The sequence below is a fragment of the Thermococcus nautili genome (genome assembly GCF_000585495.1).
Classification (GTDB): domain Archaea; phylum Methanobacteriota_B; class Thermococci; order Thermococcales; family Thermococcaceae; genus Thermococcus; species Thermococcus nautili.
The window spans coordinates 1,166,289-1,185,151 of record NZ_CP007264.1 but is presented as its reverse complement, the minus strand read 5'-3'; the positions used below and the strand labels follow the sequence as shown (position 1 = coordinate 1,185,151).

Here is an 18,863-nt window from a genome sequence, read left to right as displayed (position 1 = left end):
TGCAAACGGGCCTTCTTTTTCATTTAGCCCCCTGCGGTGGTATTTCGAATCGTTTATATACCCCCGGCGATATAAACTAACCCAAAGTTACCAAAGGGGTGGTCGCATGCTCGGCGACATCATCACCGGGCTCTGGAACTCCCTGAAACCCGGGGAAATAGTTCTGATAGAGAGAACGGACGTTAAAGACCAGTATTTTGGCATGCACCAGCTCATAACCTGGGGCCTCTCCAAGGGTTACACAATCCTCGTTGTGGACGTTGTTGATTCCCTCCACCTCCTCAAGGCCAAGGCCAAGCTGGCCGGCTTCGATGGGGAGACGTTTGAGAACGTTAACGTCATAAAGATAGGCGGGAAGATAAAGACCGGAAAGGTAATCGCCTGGATAAGCGACCTCAGCGAGCCGGTTATACTCGTGGGGAAGTTCAGAGAGGCGTATGAGAAGTTTGTTGAGGAAAATGCACCCGTTCTAACGATAGCCTTGGGCATCGAGAAGCTCTTCGCGACTTCAGAGGTAGCGCCCAAAAACGTTCACCTGCTTCTCAGCCTCCTATCCCAATACGTTGGAAACGAGAACAGACTGGCGGTTCACTTCATCAAGACGTCCCTGCTAGATGAGAGCAGAAAGTTTCTCTTGGGGCTCTTAGAAGACGTTGCCACGACGGTCATCCGGGTATCGTCCCTGGGAAGAATGACGGAATTCAACGTCGTCAAGTCAATAAGAAAGGACATGGAGGGGGTCTCCCTCAGGGTCTAGCGTTCTTTGAAGGAGAGCCTGAACTTCAGCTCCCCGTCGAGCGGGAACAGGAAGGTGTAGCTCACTCCCTGCTGAATGAAGTCCCACCCGCTTTCGCTCTTGCTCAGCGTTTTTACCGGGAACTTCCACATCCTCGCTTTTCTATCGAGCTCAATGGAAAACCTCCCGACGGCGTAGCGGTCGTTCACTTCAACCCTCGAGCCTTCCAGCTCCCCCTGCGTCTCCATCACGCTGTGGACCGCAACGTTAAGCTCGACCGCGAAGGTCCCCCTTCCCGAGACGGTGTAGTCAACGGTGAAGCCCTTCTCATGGGGTCTAAAGACCTTGACGACCGAGAAGTCTCCCTCATTCCTCCAGAGCCTCAGCTCGTTTCCGTCGAGCGAATACCAGTAGGGCTTTCCGGCGAAGTCAGCTAAAGGTTTGTAGCGGTTCAGCCTGAAGCCATCGAGGGTCGTTTCAGGCTTCAGGAACCGGTCCTGGAGGAGCACCCTCCTGACTGAATCATAGGCGACCTCTTTCCTAATCTCCTCCGGAACCTCGCCCGAAAGCTCGTGAATGCTCTCGACACCGTCGCCCTCTTCCTCCGGGACGGCGCTTCCGGTGGAGTGGTAGTGCTCGTAGCGCCTTGCCAGGACGTCGGCGTAGTTAACTGCCCGTTCTTTCGAGCTCAGCTCGACGAGAGAACCGCCGAGGCCGGGCTTGAAGGAGTAGTAAAAGTTCTCTCCCTCGATGAAGACCTCCTCGTGGCCGTCGAAGTCGATGTCGCGGACGAACGTTCCAGTGGAAACGTAGCTGTTCGCCCGTATGATGTTCTCCCAGACGACCCTGCGGAGGTGCGGGAGGTAGATTCCGCCGAAGACGCCGTGCCAGTAGGCGTCGTTGCACTGGGCCTTCAGCAGGAACCGCCTCGCCTCGGGGTTGTCCCTCACGAGTTTACTGACCATCAGCATCCTCTTGTGGGTGTAGTTGCCCTCGGGGTACTTGAAGAAGAAGTTCTTCCAGATTCCGCCCCTTACGAAGACGCGGTAGCGGTCAAAAATCCCCTCGGCCTTCAGCAGGTTCACGAACTCGACGAAAAGCCTCGCCTGCTCTGCCGGTAGGGACCACTCGCTCATCTCGAAGTAGGAAGCTATCGGCAGGTAGACGAGGCCCCTTGGCCTGAATTGCCCCAGGTACTCGGAGTAAAGGAGAACCTCTATCCTCTCATCGCTCGAAATCCTGTCAAAGAACTCCCTGAGCCAGCCCTTCTCGTGAACCCACTCGTAGGTTCCGGGCCAGACGCCGAACTTCTCACCGTCGTCGTGGAAGACCGCGACCTTGCTCTCGTCGCCGTCGTCGAGGGAGTGGAGGTAGTCAATCGTCTTCTCCACCGGACGGAAGGGAATCAGGTAGCGGAGCCTCTCGTCAATCGGAAAGACCACCACAGTTTCACCGCCGTCCTCCGTGTAGTAGGGCCAGTAGAGGCTCTCCTTCGGCAGGCCGGCGCTCATGAAGTGGTAGTCGTCAACGACGACGTACTCTATCCCCGCCTTCCGCAGGGTTTTCACGAGTTCGGGCTCCCAGACCCTCTCGGTCAGCCAGAGACCTTTCGCCTCATAGCCGAGCTTTCTCGCAAAGTCCTTCAGAAGGTTAATCTGCTCGACCCGGTCTTCCTCTGGGATGGACGCCAGAACCGGCTCGTAGAAGCCGGCAACGATAATCTCGACCTGACCCTTCCTCACGAGGCTTTTGAGGAGGTCGATGTGCTCTGGCCTGTTGTCGGCTATCCACTCCAGGAGCGGGCCGGAGTAGTGGACGGCAACCTTCATGTTTGGATACTCTTCGAGCGTCTCAAGGAACGGTTTGTAAGCCCTCTCGTAGGCGCTCTCGAACACCCACCCGAAGTTCCCGAGGGGCTGGTGGTTGTGGATTCCGAATATGAACTTCACGCCCCCCACCAGTACCAGTATCACCTAAGGTGATATAACCTTTTCCCTCAGAGCTGGAGGAAGAGGTAGAGCGCGAGCGCCACCGCGAGCTGGTTGGAGAAGTTGTCGTCCGGCGGGAGGTTGTAGAACTCCGCTATCGTTCCGGCGAGCGAACCCGCGAAGGCTGGAACCGGACCCACGAGGGGAGTCAGTAGCGCCATTCCGGTAATGAAGTAGGCGAGGCTTCCCTCGACGCTCTTCCCGTTGGAGAAGCGGTGCCTGCCAAAGGTCTTCCCGATTATCGCCGCGAGCGCGTCGCCGAGGGTGGCGAGTGCTATCGCACCTATGGCAACCTCCTCGGGGAAGAAGTAGACCACTATGAAAGACGCGGCGGCGAAGTAGATGTGCGCCGCAACCCGGTTCCTCTCGTGTTCGCGCGTTATGTCGTTGATGTGGTTTTCGAGGAGTTCTATCTTCTCCACGACCTCTGGAGAAACGTAGAGGTTCAGCTTCTCCTTTATCCGGTCTCTCCACTCCTCGATTACACGGAAAGGCTCCAGAACGACGAAGAGGATGAACGCGACTCCCACAAAGGTGAGCGTGTATGTCTTCCCGAGGAGCAGGTAAACGGTCGGAACCGTCAGGCCGGTGATGTGAAGGGCCTTACGCTTCAGCTCTCTTTTGATGCTCACGTTTAATCACCTCCAGGGCCTCATAAAGGTTCCTGACAATATAGTTGGCATTCCTGACCTTTCTTCCGCTGAAGTAGCCCCTCCTCACCAGTATTCCGACGGCACCGAGGGCTCTCGCACCGGCCATGTCAGTCTCGTCGCGGTCGCCGACGACGTAGACTTCCCTGTCCGGGAACCTCTTCAGGGCGAGGCGGAAGTTGTAGTCCTCAAACTTGCTGTGGCCGGTTTCACCGCTTATTATTACGTCGTCGAAGTAAGCCCCTATCCCGAGCACCTCAAGCTTCTTCCTCTGCCAGTTCGTGGAGGAGTCAGTGACGAGAACGACCCTCGCACCGAGCTCCCGAAGGCCTCGAAGGAAAGGCAGGGCATCATCGTAAAGCCGGAGATACCTGAAGAAGTGCTCCTCCACGAATGAGGATAGCTCGGCAAGCTCCTCCTCGGTTATTTTGGGGTATATCCTCCTGAAAAGCTCTTCAACGAGCTCGTGAAGGTCAAGGGTGTGGAGCTTTTTTGAACCCTCAAGACCGCGGTACTTGGCAGTCAGGAGGTAGAGAAGGGCCCTGAGCTTGCCCCTGCGCAGGAGGAAAGGAATCGCGTGGAGCATCGTCCTCTTTCCAGCTTCCCACGTGTTGCACAGGGTATCGTCGAGGTCAACGAGCACGAGCATGTTAGGAGTTGGAGGGAACTCTTTAAACCCTTCCGGTGGGCGGGAAAGTTTAAAAACCGGAACCTCAACTTCACGCCGATGAAGGGAGAAGTTCTCATCGGAGCGGGAATAGTGCTGATACTCATCGGCTTTCTGTTAGTGTTTCTGGGGACGCTTATTTCAGCCCTCGGGAGCGGCGACGTCGAGGGCGGGGGAGTGATAATGATTGGCCCGATACCCATCGTATTCGGTACGAGCAAAAGCGCGGTAACCGTTGCCTCAGTAATCGCGCTCGTCCTCATGCTCCTCTGGATAACAGGGGTTCTCCTGGCGAGGAGGGGATGAAGTGTACCTCGGCTACCTCGCCCTTCTCCTGGTCGTTGCAAAGAGCCTCGAGTGGGCCTTCGAGAGGATTGAGATACACCCCATAATAGCCCACGTGGTTACCGGAATACTCCTCGGGCCCTTCATCCTTGGAATCGTTGAGCCGGGGGAAGAGCTCAAAGTTTTAGCGGAGTTCGGACTCATAATGATGATGCTTTACATGGGCCTGACGAGCAACTTCTCGGCGATAGCCCAGAACACGGGCAAGGCCGTTCTGGTGGCAATCCTCGGCGTTGCCTTTTCGTTCCTCTTCGGCTTCCTCACGGTTTACGCCTTCGGAAAGGGAATAGCCGCGGCCATATTCATAGGCGCGACCCTCGGAAACACCGCGATAGAGGTCACGAGCGGTGTCCTCGTCAAGGAGAGGGTGAAGAGGGAGGTTTCCTCGATTCTCATGGGTGCGGCCTTCGTTGACGACATCGTCGCGGTTTACCTCATCGGTATAATAACCGGTATGACGAAGGGAGGCCTCGACGCCGTCTCCTTTGGAATCCTGACGGTCAAGATATTCGCCTTCATAGCCTTCACCCTCCTCGTCTCGGAGCTCGTCTTCAAGCGGGCCAAGTGGTTCTACTCCATAGTCAGGAACCTCAACGTCTTCTTCACCTTCACGCTCATCCTCACCTTCACCCTGGCCATAATAGCGGAGTGGGTCGGCCTCAACCAGATAATCGGGGCTTACTTAGCGGGACTCACAATAAGCAGGCTTCGCGAGAGGAAAGACCCGCTCGTCGTCACGAGGATTAAGCTCAACGAGCTGATTGAAGACCTCCAGGTCGTCCTCACCGAGTTCTTCATACCGCTGTTCTTCATCTACGTCGGTCTCGTCTTCAACCCGCCCGTGAAAGCCCTCGACCCAACCCTCATAGGCCTCCTCTACCTCTCGGCAGTCCTCGGAAAGCTCCTCGGGTGCGGTCTCGGCGCGAAGCTCTCGGGCCTCAGCTGGGACGATTCCATCACCGTCGGCATAGGAATGGGCGGAAGGGGAAGCCTTGAGCTCGCGATACTCACCTTCGGACTCAGCAGTGGAATAATAGACCAAGCCCTCTTCGCAAGCGTCGTAACGGTCTCGATGCTGACGGCGCTGACGACACCAATATTCTTTAAGAAGTATATCGAAAAGGTAAAAGCTTAAATTCAACGAACCCTACCGCCCCCAGGTGAGAGCATGTTTCCAGAGAGGGGAGCGGACGAGGATGAAGTGCTCGACGAGCTACGGCTGAAGACTGCCGAAGACCTGACCTTCGACTCCGGGAAGATTCTCGGCTCGATGTGCACGTATCCACATCCCTTCGCGGTTAGAATCATCACGGAGTTCATAGACAGGAACCTCGGCGACCCCGGCCTGCACACGGGGAGCCGTAAAGTCGAGGAAGAGGCCGTCGAGATGCTCTCAAACCTACTCGGCCTCGAAAGGGGCTACGGACACATAGTTTCCGGCGGAACAGAGGCCAACATCCTGGCTGTGAGGGCCTTCCGCAACCTAGCGGAGGTGGAAAAGCCGGAGCTGATTCTTCCGAAAAGCGCCCACTTCTCCTTCATCAAGGCCGGCGAGATGCTCGGAGTTAAACTCGTCTGGGCGGAGCTGAACGATGATTACACCGTCAACGTGAGGGACGTAGAGGAGAAGATTACGGACAACACTATTGGAATCGTCGGAATAGCGGGAACGACGGGCCTCGGGGTGGTTGACGACATACCCGCTTTGAGCGATTTAGCTCTGGACTACGGGCTTCCGCTCCACGTCGATGCGGCATTTGGCGGTTTCGTCATTCCCTTCGCGAAGGCTTTAGGCTACGATATCCCGGACTTTGACTTCCGGCTTAAAGGCGTGAAGAGCGTAACCATAGACCCCCACAAGATGGGCATGGTGCCGATTCCAGCGGGCGGGATAATCTTCCGCGAGAAGAAGTATATAGACGCGATAAGCGTTTTGGCCCCTTACTTAGCAGGAGGAAGGATATGGCAGGCCACTATAACGGGAACGAGGCCCGGGGCAAACGCATTAGCGGTCTGGGCGATGATTAAGCACCTCGGCTTCGAGGGCTACAAGGAAATCGTGAGGAAGGCCATGGAGCTGAGCCGGTGGTTCGCGGGAGAGCTGAAGAAGATACCGGGCGTTTACCTCATCCGCGAGCCGGTTCTCAACATCGTCTCCTTCGGCACTGAGAACCTTGAGTGGGTCGAGGAGGAGCTGAAGAGGAGGGGCTGGGGAATCAGCGCGCACAGGGGCTACATCAGAATTGTCCTGATGCCCCACGTGAGGCGGGGGCACTTGGAGGAGTTTTTGAGGGATTTGAGGGAGATTGTGCAGGGTTAATAACGCAGGATTTAATATCGCGATACTAAAAGTGTGAAATCACTCCGTAACCCCCTTGATGTCTACGTGAACGAAGGCCCTCTCGACCTCGGGGATTTCCTCTATCCTCTTCTTCACCTCCTCGCTGACGTCGTGGGCTTCTTTCAGGGACAGGTTTGGAGGAACCTCGATGTGGAGCTCGACGTGGAGCCTGTTCCCAACGTAGTGGGCCCTCAAATCGTGGATTCCAAGGACGTTGGGCACGCTCAGCGCGCGCCTCTTGATTTCCTCGCAGACCTCGAACGAGGGCGCCCTTCCGGTCAGGTAGCCGACGTTCTCAAGGATTATCTCAAGCGAAACCTTAACGAGGAAGACCGCGACGACGAGGCCGGCCAAAGCGTCGCCGTACTGGAAGCCGAACTTCTGGAGGCCGAGGCCGATTAAAACCGCGACACTGCTCAAAACGTCGCTCCTGTGGTGGTAGGCGTCGGCAATAAGGATTTGACTGTTGAGCTTCCTGCCCACGTAGACGGAGTAGCGGAACATCAGTTCCTTCGCGAGGATTGACACCACCGTGACCCCGAGCATTACCGAGTTAACCTCTATCGTCTCGCCGTGGAGGAGCCTCAGCAGGGAGTCCTTTCCGATTTCATAGGCAACAACGAGCAGGGCCTCACCGATGAGAAAGGCCACGAGGGGCTCGAAGCGGGAGTGGCCGAAGGGGTGGTCTTTATCAGGAGGCTTTGACGCCACCTTTATGCCGAAGTAGCCGGCGACGCTCGTTACCACGTCGCTGAGGGAGTGAACGCCGTCCGAAATCAGCGCTATGCTCGAGTATAGGAAACCGACGATGAGCTTGATAACCGCGAGGAGGACGTTGCCGATTATGCTGACCCATATGGGCTTGTAAATCTCCTCCATCGTATCACCTTTTTGTGCATATGCACAAAATATTTAAACCTTTCTAATTCCCTTCAGCCCCCTAAGGTTATTAGGTTTTCGAATTCAATTAGTCTAATTTAAAAAAGTGGCGGTCAGTCCGTCACTCCCTCGTCACAGCTCGGACAAGGCTGAACTCATCATCCCGAAAAAAGTTGGAACGGGCGCTTAAAAGGGTTGCTCAGCGATCACCTTTCCTTCCTCACCCTTCGGTTCGCCCATCACTCATCATCGCGGGGAAAAATAGGAGGAGGGGCCTTAAAAAGGTTTCAAAAGCAAAAAGTGAAGGAGGCAGTGGAGTCAGAGGCCCAGCTCGAACTCATTATCATGCTCTACGACGACCCTCAGGATTCCGTTCTCAAAGCTCTCGTCCACGATTCTACCCTCAATCGCCTTGACTTCCTCAACGCCCCGCAAAGCGACCTCGCTGGAACCGCTCAGGTGGTTCCTGAAGCGGAGCGTTTTTCCGTCCCCACTGAGGAGTGTGGCCGTTGCGTAGACCACCTCAACGTCTCCGACTCTAACGCCGAAGGGCAGGAAGAGAGCACCGCGCTTCTCCATCTCGATGCCGTCGAGGAGCTGGGGAACCTCGATTCCCCTGTACCGCACTTTTCCGAAGACCCTGTGGCCTCTGGGGTTGAGCAGGACGAGGTAGTTGCCGCGCGGAATCGCTATCATGTCCCTGTCCGTGACCTCGAAGTCCCTCTTCACGTTCTGCATCTCAAGCAGTTTGTCAACGAACTTCCTGTGGAGGTCGTGGTAGCTGTTGTAGTACTGGAGCCTGAAGCCGAGCACGATTGCGCTTCCCTTCCCCTTCCTAACGAGCGTTCCGACCGGCCTGCCGTAGTGGAAGACGAACGGCTCGCCGCCTTTGACCTCTCTGACGGTGTTTCTGACGAGCATTCTGTCTATTCCCTCGCTCTCGACGCTCGTGAACTGAATCAGCCTCACGTTGTCCCTCGCCTCGGCCCTCTCAACCTCGACGCCGAGGAACTCGGCGAGGGCGGAGTATGGCTTCATGTTCTCGTCGAGATATGGAAGCATCGGCAGGATTACGAGGTTCCCGCCCCTCGCAACGAACTCAACTAACTTGTCCTGGACCTCTCGGGACATGAAATCGAGGCTGTACACCCAGAGCTGGCCGTAGGAGAGCATCTCCTCAACGCTCGTCTCCTCAAGGTCAAGAACGTCGAAGGGGACGTTGCTCATGGCGAGGAGCGTTAAGAGGCCCCTCTCACCGAAGAGGTATTCGTTGAGGTTCACGCTCTCGGTCATGCCCTTCCTCAGGCCAAAGGTCGAGACCGCCTCATAGGGCTCGTAGGTTCCGAAAGCCACCCTCGGCCTCAGCTCGGCATTGCCGAAGTCCGGGTTGTTGAGCAGGAACTCGCCGAGCCACTTTATCGGCTCAACGTGGGGCCTCTCGCTCCCGTCGAGGCCTATCGGCGAGTAGACGTCCCAGGTCACGCCGTTGTGGGACTCGTAGCCTTTTGGATTTTCACCGCCGACGTAGAGGTAGTAGTTGATGTTGTGGATTCCGAGCGAGGCTATCAGCGAGTAGAGGTGCTCCGCTTCATCGGGCTCGATGGTGTGGGCGAGGGAAACCTGCGTCTCTATGCTGAGGGGCGGCGTTCCGAGCCTCCTCTGGTAGAAGCGGTAGACCCCGGTTTTGTAGTAGATGTGGCCGAGCCTGTCTTCCTTCAGGTCGAAGGAGCGGTAGAAGGAGTACCAGAACTCTGTCCAGAGGTGGATGTCGAGGTTTCTCTTCTTAACGTAGCGGTAGAAGTGTCTCCAGGCCGCGAGGAGCAGGTAGGGGTCGAGGATGCTTATCGGGACGTCGATGTAGCGCTTTAGATGCCCGTAGAGGATTTCCACGTAGCGGTTGGTCATCCATATCTTGAAGTGGTGCCAGTCAAGTATCTTTGGCAGGGGTTCGTTCTCGCTCGCCGGCGCGTAGACCTCGGAGTAATCACTTATTGGCGTTCCGTAGCGCTCGCTCAGCTCGTCGAGGGAGTAGTTGGAGCGAAGCCACTCCTCCCACAGGCCGCCCGGACGGGTGATGACCTCGTTGTAGTCGGTGAGGAAGGGCTGGAAGATAGTCTCCCAGTAGGACGGCTCGTCGTCTATGGAGACGCTTATTATCGGCCCGCCGTTGGTGTAGAGGTAGTCCCTGATTATCGGGAGAACTTCATCGTACCACTCAGAGACGGCCTTGAGGTATGTAGGGTGGAGGTAGGTAATCGGGGGGTAGTAGATGTCCCTCGGCAGGGGTCCGTTGGGGCCTTTCGCAAGGATTTCTGGATGCTCATCGATGAGCCACTCAGGTATTCCGCCGTTCCTCCACTCGCCGCAGATGTAGGGACCGGGCCTTATGATGACCTTCAGGCCGACTTTATCTGCCAGCTCAAGGAAGCCTATTAAGTCCCTCTGGGGGTGCGTCTCGCCGGTGAAGTCGAACTTCCCTTTCTCGGGTTCGTGCCAGTTCCAGGCGACGTAGGTGTCTACCGTGTTGAGGCCGTGCCTCTTCATCCTCTCCAGCCTTTCCTTCCAGCTCTCCCTTGGGACTCTGAAGAACTGGAGCGTTCCCCCGTAGACCTGGAAGCGCTCCCCATCCAGTAGGTAAGTCTTACCATCGTGGCCAACTTTCATCACCATCACCACTTGACCACCTTGCTGAGGAACCTTGGATTGTCCGGATTCAAACCGCGCGATACGGCCTTGTAGTAGGCGAGGAGCTGAATTATCGGGAGGTAGAGGACTGGACTTGCAAGCTCGTCCAGTTCGGGGATTTTAATGAAGTAGTCTGCCCCGGTGTCGCGCCTTCCGACGGTGAGAACCCTGGCCTTTTGCCCCTGGAATTCCTTCGTCAGCTTCTCGTGCCAGTCGAAGGGCTCGTTCACGAGGAGGACGACGAGCGTTCCCTCGTCCGCTATGGACTTGAAGCCGTGCCTGACCTCGAAGGTGTGGTAAGCCTCGCTCCAGAAGAGGGCCATTTCCTTCATCTTGAGCATGGCCTCAAGGGCTATTGGATAGAGTATCCCCGAGCCGAGGAAGATGACGTTCCTGAAGTCAAAGCCTTCCACAATCTCCCTCACGTGGTTCTCGTTCTTTAGCACGTCATCGGTGAGGGAAGATACGTGCCCGGCGTCCAAGGTTTCCTTCCCGTACGAGTGAAGGAGCAGCTGGAGGTAGGCGAAGTAGAAGGCCGGGAAAGAGTGAGTCATGACGACGCTCTCCTCGTGGGCGGGAACGATTAGCGCGTAGTCCGCTTCCCTCGAAAGGGTGCTCTCGTAGGCCGTGAGAGCGAACCTGGGGACGTCAAGGGCTTTTAGGGCTTTAATAGCTTCAGTCGTTTCCCCGGAGCGCGAGATTGCCACCAGAAGCTCGGGGTTTCCTATGCTGTACCATTCGCGCGAATAAAGAAGTTCGGAGCAGGGGAGGGCCGCTCCCCTGCCCCCGAGGCGGGTGGTTGCCATGGCCAGCGGCTGCGACAGGAAGTGTGAACTGCCACAGCCAGTGTAAACTATCTCTCTCGGTAACCGGAAGTCGTGATTGGCTATGAAATCTTCAAAGGCCTTTTGGGCCTTCATTATTCCCTCTGGAGTCTTCCTAATCTCCCTAATCGTCGAGTGCATCTCACTCACCTCCGTAAAGATGGCAGGCAACCCAGTGGTTCTTCTCAACCTCGTGGAGCTCGGGACGGGTTCTGAAGCAGATTTCCTTGGCCTTGGGGCATCTCGGGGCGTAGCGGCAGCCCTGGAGAGAATAAACGGTTCCCTCCTCCTTTTCGGGCTCGATTCCCTTGAACTCCCACTTGACGTTCAAATCGGGGACGCTCTCAAGGAGCATCTGGGTGTAGGGGTGGAGCGGGTTGTGGAAGACCTTCTCGGTGTCCCCCATCTCCACTATCGTCCCGCGGTACATGATGATGGTCGTGTCGCTGATGTAGTAGCCCAGAGCCAAATCGTGGGTTACGAAGAGAACCGAGGTTCCGTACTTGTCCCTGAAGTCGCCGAGTAAGTTTAGGACGTCAATCCTCGTCGAGGCGTCGAGCATCGAAACGGCCTCGTCAGCTATGAGGAGCTTCGGCTTCAGCAGTAAGGCCCTCGCTATGAGGATTCTCTGGAGCTGGCCGCCGCTGAGCTGGTGGGGGAACTTTCCGCGAATCTGGTCAGGATTGAGGCCGACCTGGATGAGGGCCTTGTCAATCATCTCGTCGCGCTCGCCCTTGCTAACGTCGGGGAGGTAGGAGTCGAATATCAGGTCGAAGGCCCTGTCAATCGGGTGGAGCGGGTTGAAGCTCGCAAAGGGGTCCTGGAAGACGGCTTGAACCTGGCGGTAGTAGTTCTTCTTGAGCTCGTTCTTGCTCATCTGGAGAATATCCTTACCCTCGAAGAGTATCCTGCCAGATGTAGGCTGGATGAGGCGGAGAATGAGCTTTCCGGTGGTGGTCTTTCCGCTACCGCTCTCACCAACGAGGGAAACTATCTCGCCCTTCCGTATGGTGAAGCTGACGTCGTCAACGGCCCTAATCTCAAAGCCACCGATGAAGCCGGAGGTGAAGATTTTGGTCAGGTGCTCGACCCTCAAAAGTTCGCTCATTGGCTTTCACCCCCGAGGAGATGGCAGGCCGCGTAGTGCTCCTCGCCCACCTTCACGAGCTTCGGCTCGACGTGCGGGCACTTGTCGAGGGCGTAGGGACAGCGCGTGTAGAAGCGACAGCCCTTCGGCGGGTTGAGCAAACTAATCGGGTAACCGGGGATTCCCTTGAGCTTCTGCCTCTTGTACTGCACCCCCATCCTCGGCAGGGAGTTGAGGAGAAGCTGGGTGTAGGGATGGCTCGGCTCGTTGATGACTTCGTCGGTCGGACCTATCTCGACGACCTTGCCCGCGTACATTATCATTATCCTGTCGGCTATCTTGTCGAGCAACGCTAAGTCGTGGGTGACGAAGATGATGGACTTGACGATTCCCTCTTTCATGAAGTGATGGAGGAGCTCAATGACGACGCGCTGGGTCGTGACGTCTAAGGCAGAGGTGACCTCGTCCGCGATGAGCAGGTCGGGGTTGAGAAGGGTCGAGACAACCATCGTCGCGCGCTGGCGCATTCCACCGCTCAGCTCGACGGGGTACATCTCGGCGACCTTGGGGGAGAGCTTGACCATCTCAAGCCTCTCGCGGAGGAGCTTCTCAATCTCGTTTCTATCGGTGTAGCCGTGCTCCCTAGCTAAGTCCCACACGATGTCCTTGATTTTCTTCGTCGGGTTGAGGGCGTTCATCGCGTACTGGGGGATTATTGAGAGCTCGGTGTAGCGGATTTTTCTGGACTCCTTTGGGCTCATCGTCATGAGGTCTTTGCCCTTGAAGAGGGCCTTACCGCCCATGTGCACCATCGGGGGCTTCCTGAGGATTAGGGAGTGGACGAGCGTTGACTTCCCGCAACCGCTCTCGCCGGCTATTCCGAAGACTTCTCCTTCCCTAACCTCAAAGGAAACCCCGTCAACGGCCTTAACGTGGCCGAGGGGCGTTGAGTAGTAGATTTTAAGGTCTTCAACGGTGAGCATTGCCATCTCACTCCCTCCTGAGGCGCGGATTGAACACTTCTTCAAGGCCGATGTTCACGAAGAACAACGCCGTGATGATGAGGGTTATAATGAGTCCCGGCGGGATGAACCACCACCACCAGCCGAACTGGAGGGCGTTGTAGGCTATGGCCCTCTGGAGAATGTTTCCAAGCGAGACCATCGTGGTCGGCCCGAGGCCTATGAAGTCGAGGGTCGCCGAGGCGAGGATTGCACCGCTGAACTGCAGGATTCCGGCCATGAAGATGTAGGAAATCATGTTCGGCATTACCTCGGTGAAGATAATCTTGAAGTCGCTCAGCCCGGCGAGCTTCGCGAGGTGGACGAACTCCCTGTTCTTGAGCGAAAGGGTCTGACTTCTAACGGCCCTCGCGACCCAGGGCCAGCCTGTGAGACCTATGATGACCGCCTGAATGCCGGGAGTTCTTGCAGAGAGGTAAGCGGCGACCAGGATGAGGAGCACTATCGAGGGGATGACGAGCATTATGTTGGTGAACATCATGAGAAGCTCGTCGACCCAGCCCCCCTTGTAGCCGGCTACGAGACCTATCGTTATTCCGAGTATCGTTCCGATGACTGCCGCGAGGAACGCTATCCACAGGCTCGTTCTCAGACCGTAGACGAGCCTCGCGTAGAGGTCCTGACCGTTGATGTTCGTTCCAAGGATGTGGAGGACTTCAACCTCCTTGCCAGTGTAGGTCGTTATGACCTCGTGGCTCATCGGCGGAAGGGTCTTCTCGCCGTAGGAGGCTATCTTTATTCCACCGACCTTCTCGTAGTAGAGGCCGTCCCACGCGAAGGGCGTAAAGAGCGGGCCGATTAGGGCGAATATCACGAAAAAGGCCAGAAGGCCGAAGCCGAACTGGAACTTCCTGTTTTTGAAGGCGATTCTAACGACCTCGAACTTGTTTCTCCTCGCCATCTTCAACCCTCCGTGTAGCTCGCCCTGACGCGCGGGTCTATGAAGGCGTAGACTATGTCAATCAGGAAGTTGGCCGCGAGGACTGAGATTACGACGATGAGAAACGCCCCCTGGAGGAGGAAGTAGTCCTGGTTGAGTGCCGCGTTCATTATGAGCACGCCGATTCCGGGGTAGTTGAAGACTATCTCCGTTGCAATCGCTCCAGCTACCATCATTCCGAGCTGAAGGGCCAGTCCTGTTACCTGGGGCAGGATTGCGTTCCTGTAGGCGTGCTTGGTCATGAGCTTCTCGCTCGCACCAAGGGCCTCGAGGTAGCGGACATAATCTGCTTCGAGCTCGTAGATTATCATGTTGCGCATTCCAATTGCCCAGCTACCAATCATGACTATGAACAGGCTCAGGAAGGGCAGAATCCAGTGGGAGAGGAAGCTCTTGATGAACGTCCAGGAGAAGCTCGGCACCAAATCCGGCGCGTAGGCGCCAGAATAGGGGAGCCAGCCGAGTTTAACACCTATAACGTAGACGAGAATCATCGCGAACCAGAAGTAGGGCATGCTCGCGAGGAAGTAGAATATCGGCATCGTGTACTTGTCATACTTCTTGTTCTTACCCGCGATTGCACCGAGCCAGTTTCCAACAAGCCAGCTCAGAACGATTGCAGGAAGGAGGATTGCTATATCGTAGGGGAGGGCGTGCCTGATTATACTCGAAACTGGGGCGTTGTACAGCATGCTGTAGCCCAAATCTCCGTGGAAGAGGCTGACCCAGAAGTTGACGAACTGCTTCCAGAGGGGCTGGTTTAAGCCGTAGAGCTCCTCGTAGAACTTAACCAGGGCGTCGTTAACGGCACCGCTCTTGGACATCATTGCCTCAATCGGGTTTCCGGGCATGAGCCTCGGGAGCAACCAGTTGAGGGTCACGGCAAATATGAAAGTAATTCCATACACGAAGGTCTTGCGCGCGAGGTACTTCTTGAACCCCATTGTCTACCCTCCACCGCGTTGATTGTCAGGATAAGAGAAAGGAAAAAGGGGGCATCACCTTCTGCGCCTCAACAGGAGCGGAACGACGGCAAGGCCTACGATGAAGGCCGGACCGCAGAGTCCCTTGCTCTCCTTGCTGGTTGAGCTGGTGGGAGTGGTGGTCTTCTCCTCTGCCGGCTGGCTGGTAGTTGCCGGAGCCTCGCTGGCAGACTTGACACCGAGCAGTGCCAGAGCCGTTCCCCAGGTTCCGTACTTGGCCCAGAATATCGGGACGCCGTAGGGGTTGTTCTCGTTGGGCCAGTTGGTCCAGTACTTGGTGTTGGCCTCGTAGAAGAGCGTTGCCATGTAAACCGGAACGGCCGGGACGTCCTTGAGCCATATCTCGCTGAGCTCCTTTATGTACTCGGCCTCCTTGTTCGGGTCGGTGGTCTTGGCGAACTCGTCGAGTATCTTCTCGGCCTGCTCATTGTAGTAGGCACCGAAGTTGGCGGCACCATCCTTGCTTAGGAGGGCGTTGTAAACCGCGTAGGCGGTCGGCTGGAAGGTTCCGGCCCAGTGGAGACCGAGGTCGAAGTCACCCTTGTGGTACTTGTCCATCATCGCTCCCCAGTCGTACTTATCAATGACGACCTTGATTCCAAGGGCCCTGAGCTGGTTCTGGATTATCTCTGCGGTCGAAATCCAGTCGGAACAGCCGGCACAGGTGACGAGGTGGAGCTCTATGACCTTGCCGTTGTAGGTTCTCCAGCCGTCGGCGTTCTTGGTCATGCCGAGCTGGTCGAGTATCTTGTTGGCCTCGGCGATGTTACCGTACTGCCAGCCGTACTTCTTGACGAGGTCGTCAAGCCCTATCTTGCCGGCCCACTTCTGGAGGAGACCGGTTCCAAAGGGAATCTCGGCGGGCTTTCCGCTTATCGGACCGTTCTTGGTTATCTGCTCGGGGTTTATCGCCATAGCTATGGCGCGCCTGAACTGCGGGTTGTCCATCGGGGGCTTCTTGGTGTTGAAGTAGAGCAGAACAGGGGCCACCGGCGGGAAGTAGGGCGGCTTGTCGAGCCAGCTGACGAGGTTCGGGTTCTGCTTCTTGGCCTGGACGATGTCTATGTAGTAGGTTCCGACGTCGAGGTCGCCCTTGATGAACATGTTCGCGGCCTGGGAGTTGTCCTTAACGTAGAGCTGGATTATGTACTTCGGAGCAGGCTTGCCGAAGACCTTGTTGCCCCACCAGTCGTCGTTCCTTTCAAGAATGGCCTTCTGCTGCTGAACGACCTCCTTGAGCTTGTAGGGGCCAGAACCGACGAGGTACTTCTTCTCGTCACCGAGGAAGGTCATCTTGGGTATCTGCTTGGGGTCAATGTTCTGGAAGATGTGCTTCGGGATTATGAGGGCGCCCTGTCCCCATCCGTAGAAGAGCTGGAGCTGCCAGAGCTGGTAGTTGGGGGTACCGTCGAAGATGAAGTCAACGGTTCTGTCGTCAACGACCTTTATCTCCTTGAGGCCGAGCTTTGTCCAGTTCCTGAGGCCAATCTCCTGGTAGTACTCGTAGGAGAACTTAACGTCCTCGGCTGTGAGGGGCTGACCGTCCTGCCACTTGAGTCCGGGCCTGAGTTTAACCTCGAAAACGTTTGGTTTGACCCACTTCCAGCTCTCGGCGAGCCAGGGCTTCAGCTCACCGGTCATGAAGTTCAGCATTGCCAAGGGCTCAAAGATGAGACCGTCGAGACCAATGATGTTGCCACCCTGGAAGGGGTTTGCGTTGGTCGGCGGGGCGCTGTTGGCGGTGTACAGCGTCTCGTTCCTCGGATAGTCCGAAGCGGCGCTAACGGAAGCAAAACCAAAAACGCTCCCGAGCATCAGGGCCATAACGGCCACGGCCAGGTACCGTTTCATAGTTCGTCACCTCATTATAAAGGATGTCAATTTTATAACATTCGAGGATTCTATATAAGCTTTTTGGTGGACGACACTGTCCCCGGATGTATAAATTGTGTGCAAATTACAAAGGTGTTCCCGGGCCCCACTCAAAAACTATAAAAACCATGAAAACCACAAATTCATACAAAGTTATAAAGTAGGGGAGCGGTGAACAGGCATGTCCAATTTCATCTGGGGAGTTGTGCAGTCTGCATTTCAGTTCGAGATGGGTGACCCGCTCAGACGGAACATAGATGCCAGAAGCGACTGGTGGCACTGGGTTCGCGACCCATTCAACATCAAGAACGACCTCGTGAGCGGTGATTTGCCCGAGGAGGGCATAAACAACTACGAGCTCTACGAGATAGACCACCGCCTGGCCAAAGACCTCGGGCTGAATGCCTACCAGCTCACCATCGAGTGGAGCAGAATCTTCCCCTGCCCGACCTGGGGCGTCGAGGTGAAAGTTGAGAGGGACTCCTACGGGCTGATAAAGCGCGTGAAGGTTCCGAAGGAAGCGCTTGAGGAACTCGATGGCCTGGCGAACAGGAGGGAGGTTCTCCACTACTTAGCAGTCCTTAAAAACCTGAAGAAGCTCGGCTTCACGACCTTCGTGACGCTGAACCACCAGACGCTGCCGGTATGGGTTCACGACCCGCTCTGGACGAGGAGCGACTTCGAGGGAAGCAGAGCGAGAGGCTGGGTTGACGAGAGGAACATCATCGAGTTCGTCAAGTTCTCAGCCTACTCCGCCTGGAAGTTCTCCGAACTGGTTGATTTCTGGGCCACCTTCGACGAGCCGATGGTTACGGTCGAGCTCGGTTATCTGGCCCCCTACGTCGGCTGGCCCCCGGGAATCCTTAACCCGAAGGCGGCCAAAAAAGTTATCATCAACCAGATGGTGGCCCACGCGAGGGCCTACGACGCCATAAAGGAGCACACGAAGGCGCCGGTGGGAATAATCCTCAACATAATCCCCGCTTACCCGCTCAACCCCCACGACGCGAGGGACGTTAAGGCGGCCGAGAACTACGACTACTTCCACAACAGGCTCTTCTTAGAGGCCCTGAACAGGGGAAGGGTCGACCTGGAGCTCGACTGGAATCCTGTGAAGATTCCCCACCTCGAGAGGAACGACTGGGTCGGCAACAACTACTACACGAGGGAAGTCGTGAAATGGACCGAGCCACGCTTCGAGGAGCTTCCAATGGTTACCTTCGTCGGCGTCGAGGGCTACGGCTACTCCGGAAACCCGAACGGCGTTTCCCCGGACAACAACCCGACGAGCGACTTCGGCTGGGAGGTATATCCGAAAGGTTTATACGACTCCACCGCCGAGGGGGCGGAATACGGGAGGCCGGTTTACATAACCGAGAACGGCGTGGCCGATTCCAAGGACATACTCCGCCCGAGGTACATAATCGAGCACGTTGAGGAAGTGAAGAGACTGCTCGAAAACGGTATAGACGTCAGGGGCTACTTCCACTGGGCTCTAACTGATAACTACGAGTGGGCGATGGGCTTCAAGATTCGCTTCGGCCTTTACGAGGTCGATATGATAACCAAGGAGCGCATACCGAGGAGGAACAGCGTTGAAACCTACCGTAAGGTCGTGAGGGAGGGAGTGGAATGAAGACGATAGCCGTTGACGAGACCACCTGGAAGAAGATTAAGATGCTCAAGGACAAGCTAGAGGCCCGCTCCTACGATGAGGTTCTCCAGAAGCTCATAGAGACCTGGCACCTCGTCGAGCTCGACAAGAAGGTCGACAACGTCGTCGTTGACGAGGAAGAAGCTGAAACGCTGATTAGCATACTCGAAAAGAAGAAGGGGAGTTGAAG

General features: G+C 56.2%; 17 protein-coding genes. 6 read left to right on the top strand and 11 right to left on the bottom strand.

Annotation, left to right across the window (positions count from 1 at the left end; all coding sequences use genetic code 11):
• Positions 1 to 106 precede the first annotated feature (106 nt).
• Positions 107 to 757 carry a DUF257 family protein gene (locus tag BD01_RS06500; RefSeq protein ID WP_042691118.1) on the top strand — a complete coding sequence of 217 codons (651 nt, stop codon included), beginning with the start codon at positions 107 to 109 and terminating at the stop codon, positions 755 to 757.
• On the opposite strand, the gene BD01_RS06495 is transcribed toward BD01_RS06500, so the two are convergent.
• The 3 genes from BD01_RS06495 to BD01_RS06485 are packed head-to-tail and all read right to left on the bottom strand — an operon-like array spanning position 754 to position 4,023.
• Positions 754 to 2,694, bottom strand: a complete 1,941-nt coding sequence (locus BD01_RS06495) for an alpha-amylase/4-alpha-glucanotransferase domain-containing protein (protein WP_156927392.1) — start codon at positions 2,692 to 2,694, stop codon at positions 754 to 756. The two genes, BD01_RS06500 and BD01_RS06495, sit on opposite strands and share 4 nt — an antisense overlap.
• 38 nt (positions 2,695 to 2,732) lie before the next feature.
• Positions 2,733 to 3,356, bottom strand: coding sequence for a diacylglycerol/polyprenol kinase family protein (locus BD01_RS06490; RefSeq protein ID WP_042691114.1), 624 nt, complete (start codon positions 3,354 to 3,356; stop codon positions 2,733 to 2,735).
• Positions 3,328 to 4,023, bottom strand: a complete 696-nt coding sequence (locus BD01_RS06485; RefSeq protein WP_042691112.1) for an HAD family hydrolase — start codon at positions 4,021 to 4,023, stop codon at positions 3,328 to 3,330. The genes BD01_RS06490 and BD01_RS06485 overlap by 29 nt, the downstream gene beginning before the upstream one ends.
• Before the next feature lie 78 nt (positions 4,024 to 4,101).
• On the opposite strand from BD01_RS06485, the gene BD01_RS06480 reads away from it, so the two are divergent.
• From BD01_RS06480 to mfnA, 3 genes are read left to right on the top strand one after another with little or no spacing between them, the layout of a single operon-like run.
• The gene (locus BD01_RS06480) at positions 4,102 to 4,347 is read left to right on the top strand and encodes a TIGR00304 family membrane protein (RefSeq protein ID WP_042691110.1); all 246 of its coding nucleotides are present in this window, start codon (positions 4,102 to 4,104) and stop codon (positions 4,345 to 4,347) included.
• Position 4,348: 1 nt separating this feature from the next.
• The gene (locus BD01_RS06475) at positions 4,349 to 5,521 is read left to right on the top strand and encodes a cation:proton antiporter (RefSeq protein WP_042691108.1); all 1,173 of its coding nucleotides are present in this window, start codon (positions 4,349 to 4,351) and stop codon (positions 5,519 to 5,521) included.
• A 33-nt stretch (positions 5,522 to 5,554) separates the two neighbouring features.
• Positions 5,555 to 6,706 (top strand): tyrosine decarboxylase MfnA, encoded by a 1,152-nt coding sequence (gene mfnA / locus BD01_RS06470; RefSeq protein ID WP_042691106.1) that lies wholly within the window; start codon positions 5,555 to 5,557, stop codon positions 6,704 to 6,706.
• Positions 6,707 to 6,745: 39 nt separating this feature from the next.
• Here the strand turns inward: mfnA and BD01_RS06465 are convergent, their stop codons facing one another.
• From BD01_RS06465 to BD01_RS06430, 8 genes are all read right to left on the bottom strand, one after another.
• Complete coding sequence (locus BD01_RS06465; protein ID WP_042691105.1) at positions 6,746 to 7,606, bottom strand: cation diffusion facilitator family transporter; 861 nt, start codon at positions 7,604 to 7,606, stop codon at positions 6,746 to 6,748.
• A 318-nt stretch (positions 7,607 to 7,924) separates the two neighbouring features.
• On the bottom strand, positions 7,925 to 10,270 hold the full coding sequence (gene glmA, locus BD01_RS06460; protein ID WP_042691104.1) for an exo-beta-D-glucosaminidase: 2,346 nt from the start codon (positions 10,268 to 10,270) through the stop codon (positions 7,925 to 7,927).
• Positions 10,271 to 10,275: 5 nt separating this feature from the next.
• The gene (gene glmD, locus BD01_RS06455) at positions 10,276 to 11,256 is read right to left on the bottom strand and encodes a glucosamine-6-phosphate deaminase (protein ID WP_042691102.1); all 981 of its coding nucleotides are present in this window, start codon (positions 11,254 to 11,256) and stop codon (positions 10,276 to 10,278) included.
• 1 nt (position 11,257) lies between these two features.
• Complete coding sequence (locus BD01_RS06450) at positions 11,258 to 12,223, bottom strand: ABC transporter ATP-binding protein (protein ID WP_042691101.1); 966 nt, start codon at positions 12,221 to 12,223, stop codon at positions 11,258 to 11,260.
• Positions 12,220 to 13,191 (bottom strand): ABC transporter ATP-binding protein, encoded by a 972-nt coding sequence (locus tag BD01_RS06445; protein WP_042691099.1) that lies wholly within the window; start codon positions 13,189 to 13,191, stop codon positions 12,220 to 12,222. Before BD01_RS06445 ends, BD01_RS06450 begins: the two co-directional genes overlap by 4 nt.
• Position 13,192: 1 nt before the next feature.
• Positions 13,193 to 14,125, bottom strand: coding sequence for an ABC transporter permease (locus BD01_RS06440; RefSeq protein ID WP_042691097.1), 933 nt, complete (start codon positions 14,123 to 14,125; stop codon positions 13,193 to 13,195).
• A 2-nt stretch (positions 14,126 to 14,127) separates the two neighbouring features.
• Positions 14,128 to 15,108: an ABC transporter permease gene (locus tag BD01_RS06435; RefSeq protein WP_042691096.1), complete on the bottom strand. Its 981-nt coding sequence runs from the start codon at positions 15,106 to 15,108 to the stop codon at positions 14,128 to 14,130.
• Positions 15,109 to 15,162: 54 nt separating this feature from the next.
• Complete coding sequence (locus tag BD01_RS06430; protein WP_042691094.1) at positions 15,163 to 16,998, bottom strand: ABC transporter substrate-binding protein; 1,836 nt, start codon at positions 16,996 to 16,998, stop codon at positions 15,163 to 15,165.
• Positions 16,999 to 17,200: 202 nt separating this feature from the next.
• Here BD01_RS06430 and bgaS point away from each other — a divergent pair, with 202 nt between their 5' ends.
• Entirely contained in the window at positions 17,201 to 18,655 is a 1,455-nt protein-coding gene (gene bgaS / locus BD01_RS06425) for a beta-galactosidase BgaS (RefSeq protein ID WP_042691092.1), read from the top strand.
• Positions 18,652 to 18,861: a hypothetical protein gene (locus BD01_RS06420; protein ID WP_042691091.1), complete on the top strand. Its 210-nt coding sequence runs from the start codon at positions 18,652 to 18,654 to the stop codon at positions 18,859 to 18,861. The genes bgaS and BD01_RS06420 overlap by 4 nt, the downstream gene beginning before the upstream one ends.
• The last annotated feature ends 2 nt before the right edge of the window (positions 18,862 to 18,863 follow it).